The organism is Gemella sp. GH3 (genome assembly GCF_013415425.1).
Lineage (GTDB): Bacteria > Bacillota > Bacilli > Staphylococcales > Gemellaceae > Gemelliphila.
In genome coordinates this window covers 1-644 of record NZ_JACBYC010000157.1, presented here as the reverse complement: position 1 = coordinate 644, position 644 = coordinate 1, and the positions used below count along the sequence as shown (strand labels likewise).

General features: G+C 34.5%; 2 protein-coding genes. Both read left to right on the top strand.

Annotation, left to right across the window (positions count from 1 at the left end):
* The coding region (locus HZY83_RS06195) for a PP2C family protein-serine/threonine phosphatase (RefSeq protein WP_370520053.1) at positions 1-271 on the top strand (271 nt) is incomplete at its 5' end.
* Positions 268-644 (top strand): protein kinase domain-containing protein (locus tag HZY83_RS06190; protein ID WP_179943188.1); only part of this gene is annotated, 377 nt, incomplete at its 3' end. The genes HZY83_RS06195 and HZY83_RS06190, both read left to right, overlap by 4 nt.

Sequence of the window (644 nt, the reverse complement as noted above, 5' to 3'; positions counted from 1 at the left end):
TCCACAAAGAAATATCATCACTAAAGTTATGGGGACTGACAAACGCGTGTCACCTGATTTATTTGTTAAAAGAACTAACTTTTATGACTTCTTGTTATTAAATACAGATGGATTAACAGATTATGTTAGAGATTACGAAATCCAGGAGGAGCTTAATCAAGATGACACAATTGAATCACATTGTGAACGTCTAATGCGTTTAGCGATGTCCCATGACTCCAAAGATAATGTAAGTTTCATACTGTCATCGATAGAAGGTGACAAAGTATGATAGGAAAGATGGTTAATGAACGCTACAAAGTAATTGATAAACTTGGTGGCGGAGGAATGAGTATTGTATATTTAGCAGAAGATACAATACTTAATCGTAAAGTCGCAATAAAAGCTATTTCTATTCCACCTCGTGAAAAGGAAGAAACCTTAAAACGCTTTGAACGAGAGGTACATAATTCTTCTCAGCTATCACATGAAAATATAGTGAGTATGATTGATGTAGATGAAGAAGACGAATGTTTCTACCTAGTAATGGAATATATTGAAGGCCCTACATTAGCTGAATATATACATAGTCATGGTCCTCTAAGTGTAGAAACAGCAATAAAATTTACCGAGCAAATTTTAAGTGGTATCAAACACGCACATGA